This window comes from Vibrio genomosp. F6, assembly GCF_005146325.1.
GTDB lineage: Bacteria > Pseudomonadota > Gammaproteobacteria > Enterobacterales > Vibrionaceae > Vibrio > Vibrio cortegadensis.
In genome coordinates, this window is sequence record NZ_SYUT01000048.1 from 4,473 (window position 1) to 8,332 (window position 3,860).

Annotated in this window: 3 protein-coding genes and 1 pseudogene; 3 read left to right on the forward strand and 1 reads right to left on the reverse strand. The window is 40.0% G+C overall.

All coding sequences use genetic code 11. The annotated features are described in order from the left end of the window. Window positions 1-82: 82 nt before the first annotated feature. Both FCV43_RS16895 and FCV43_RS16900 read left to right on the forward strand, forming a co-directional pair. Entirely contained in the window at window positions 83-823 is a 741-nt protein-coding gene (locus tag FCV43_RS16895) for a DUF4241 domain-containing protein (protein ID WP_136995831.1), read from the forward strand. Window positions 824-1,632: 809 nt separating this feature from the next. Beyond that, complete coding sequence (locus tag FCV43_RS16900) at window positions 1,633-2,943, forward strand: hypothetical protein (RefSeq protein ID WP_136995832.1); 1,311 nt, start codon at window positions 1,633-1,635, stop codon at window positions 2,941-2,943. A gap of 141 nt (window positions 2,944-3,084) precedes the next feature. On the opposite strand, the gene FCV43_RS16910 is transcribed toward FCV43_RS16900, so the two are convergent. Continuing rightward, window positions 3,085-3,504, reverse strand: a complete 420-nt coding sequence (locus tag FCV43_RS16910; protein WP_017052207.1) for a BLUF domain-containing protein — start codon at window positions 3,502-3,504, stop codon at window positions 3,085-3,087. Between the two features lie 241 nt (window positions 3,505-3,745). Here FCV43_RS16910 and FCV43_RS20690 point away from each other — a divergent pair. Further along, window positions 3,746-3,860: pseudogene (locus tag FCV43_RS20690) on the forward strand (GFA family protein); the annotation flags it as partial.

Consider the following 3,860-nt stretch of genomic DNA (forward strand, 5'->3'; position numbering starts at 1 on the left):
GTGTTTACGGTGCAATGGTTTAGCTTGGGTGTTATAGCGTTGTCGCACCTTAATTGGGCGTTAGGCAAAACAAGGAGGTTTGATGCAATATCCAAATGGGAGTAAGTGGTCAGCACTAAAGTCTGAGGTTATTTGTGATGGTGATGACAAGGTTGAGCTAAGTACTATTCCTTGTGGGAAGTTAAAACTACCCTCAGGGAAATTGATCGTATGTGATCCTTTTACGGGATTGAGTAAGTCAAATAACATATTTATTCAAATCATACCTGGTGAATATGAGGTAATTGTTACCCTTGCCGATGTAAGCCCTAATTTAGATGGGAGCCATGTTCGTGAAGCTTATGCTAGCTTAATTATTGATGCCAATGCTAGTGAGAATTCGAGAAAGCTGCTTGAACTCTCACTGAGTGGGGAACCATCTAATCGACCTCTGAACTCTGGTGAGTTTTTCGGATATGGTGTTGATGCTGGTACTTCATGTTTTGCTGATGCAGAAACAATTGAACAGGATATGCCAGTGCAAGAATCATGGTATGAAGGTTTATTTGAAAATAGTGACAGTAATTGCTGGTTCGACCAAATGGATGATGAAAAATTAATTAGAAATGGAATCGCAAATATCCTATTGCCTAAGGATAATGGGAATAATCTAATACTTTTCCATTCAGGTTGGGGCGATGGGTTTTATCCTGTAGTAGGCAGTTATGATTTAAATGGTGTTCTTATAGCCGTTCACACGGATTTCTTTGTTGTGCAGTCGCCAGAAGATGACGAAGAAACAAATAGTTCAATTAAAAAACCATGGTGGAAGTTTTGGGCATAGCTATAGCTTTGCCTAACAAAGCGTTTAAGACGGATTCACAACGCTCGGTGGCTTCAGTTCAAAGATATGCATCAGTGTTTATGGCATAATGTCTTGAGTGTAGTGGTCGCGCTGTTCACCACTTAACGCGGCGTTATGTTTTACAGGGGTTTCAATGGCTTAAATGCCTTTGAGTCGTTCTTTGCCCCTTTAGCTATTCGTTCTGAGTTGTGTCAGCAAATCGCTATTGTCTGTCCCAATTCTTGAATCACTTCACCCGTAAAACATGCCAAAGTTCGCGGGTTGCTTCATTCGGGTTTTCGTGTGGTTTGGTCGTCTTATTTCTCTGGCTTAAAGTCGCTTTGAGCGTATTTCTCTATCAGCCAATAACCTTGGCAGTTGCCTCGGCAAATCGCCATTGTTCTGCGCTGCTTTTGCTAAGAAAGGGCGTTTGTTGAGGCTTGATCGAGTTGCCTCATTAGCAGGGAAGTGGGCTTACGTGTTTCTGGCTTGGCGCATCTGGCGGTCAAGAGAGTATGAGCTTGTGATTTGGTTCAGAAATCTAGGGTTGTATTGCAGTTCTTTGCCAAATAAATCAGTCGTTTGTGTTAAAACATAACAAAGCATTTAAGACGGATTCTCAACGCTTGGCGATTTCAGTTTAGGTCTGCTTTAGTGCTAAATGTGGCAAGGTTTAGGCTTGGGTGGTCGCGTTGTTCACCACTTAATGCGGCGTTATAGCGCAGCCGAAAAGTTTGACTTGTGATATAAAACACATTGCATTGTCATGCTATAGTTCTGACCCTTAATCATTATAGGGTAATAAGTAGTTGGCTAATTTAGAAGATGTCTTCGGTGTAAGTGGTAAACACATTAAGTCTTATATATCAAGGGAGCATGTAGACACTAAGTTGATCGATGCCCTGCGGACGGATAAGCAAGTTATCGTTTATGGAGCCTCAAAGCAGGGGAAAACAGCACTAGTTTCAAAGTATGTCAAATACGAAGATAATATTGTTGTTAGTTTGTCTCCAAAATTCAAAATGGAGGATATCTATAAAGCAATTCTTCGTGATGCTGGTGTAAATGTACGTACATCTTTCACTGAAGGGACGGGTAAAGAAACTAGAAGCGGTCTTAAAGCTCAAGTGCAAGCTACTATTGCAATGTTCGGGAAAACAAGTGTTTCTGGTGAAATAGCAGAGAAGCGAAGTGGAAGCCGAACAGAAGAGTTTGAGGAAATAGAGTTTAACCTTGCCCTACCAAATGACGTTGCATCCCTAGTACATAAAAGCGGTTGTAAAAAAGTAGTGATCCTTGAAAACTTTCATTACCTGAACGAAGATATGCAGCGCCAATTCGCCTATGACTTGCGCGCATTTCAAGACTTGAAAATCAAGATTATCATTTTAGGTGTTTGGAAAGAAGCCAACCGAATGTCTCAATTCAACGGGGATCTTCAAGATCGAGTCGTGGAAGTACCCGTAGAGCCATGGAAGCGTGAAGATTTTCTAGAAATTGCTCGTAAAGGTGAATCCGAGTTAAATATTGCTTTTGACCCCTCAGTAATTGATCAGTGTATAGACTCTTCTTTCAACAGCGTAGGTGTTTATCAGGAACTGTTGAAAGTTACTTGTCGCATTGCAGGAATCAACAATAAACAGCAAACCATTATAGTTATTGATAACCCTGCCCATGTAGATGCTGCTATTGTAGAGAAAACAGAATATTACACGGGGCGGCATCTTAGAAACCTCGAGTCGATAGCTTCTGGAAATGGCTCTGTAATTCAAAGCGATAAGCCGCTGCCATTTTTTATGCCATATTATATTATTGTAGCGCTACTAGAGCTTGGTTTTGAGGGGATTAATGGTGGAGTAAGCAAAGACACCTTAATGCAAAAAATCAAACCAAATCATCATCGTAGCGATGCATTGAAAGGCTCGCATTTAACTAGTGCGCTTAAGAAGCTTGCAGAATTGCAAAGTGCAAAGGGAATAACCCCCCCTGTATTAGCATACGACTCAAACACTCGTATGCTTAAGATCATAGATTCTACATTTTACTTCTATTTAAAAAATGCAAACTTACAAGATGCAATCGAAGATATTGTAAATCCAGTTGATTGTGTCGACTGCTAGTTAATTGCGCTATAACAATCTGTTTAAGAGTGATTCGCAACGCTTGGCATTTTTGCCATGCGTTGCGTTTTGTGTTTAAGGTGGTATGCGGCAGCATCGTTATTGCGTTGCTCACACCTTAACAGGGCGTTAGCTTAAGTTCTATTCCGACGGTAGGTTCTGCTTTAATTCTAGTAACATTAAATATGCGCTTTCACCTGACATATCGTAAGGGCTGAATTGGTCAGAGCCTGAAAATTGTAAGTTAAGTAATGCAGTTAAGTGAGATTGAGGAATGTCGCCCATAGACCAGTCTCCAAATTCACGGCAATGTACTTCTTTGAAGTAGAGAATGGTGACTTTACTGTGTCGTTTGTCATTTACGATGTGACTGTATGTATCATTTATAGCTTCTCTTGAACCTTCTAGGCATTGTAAAAAGTACTTCTGATTATGACTTAGTAGTCCAGTGATGTTAGCTTCTTTGTTGTGTTCGCGTGATGTCGTAAGAATGTCTGTTAAAGCGTTCAAATCGCAGTCTTTTGAAAGAGTGCTGACATAAATTAATCGAGTTAGGAACATAGCTACCACTTTGTTTTTATTAAACGTTACTATCAAATATAATCTATATAGTAGAGTTTGCTAATTAGAGCAGGGTTTATCACTGACAAATATTAAGCTAACAAACAATTTAAAAGTGACTCCTAACGCTTGGCAATTTCACTTCGGTTTGAATTTTGTGTTTACGGCGCAATGGTTTAGTCTAGGTTTTATAGCGTTGTCGCACCTTAATTGGGCGTTATGAAGCATGGAGGCTTTAAGTATGATTGATCAAGTTGGAAATACAAAAATTAAGCTAAAACATAGAGCTACGTGTCACTGCGGTTCGGTAGTTCTTGAATTAACATTACCAAATGGGATCGAAAATCCTAGAAGGT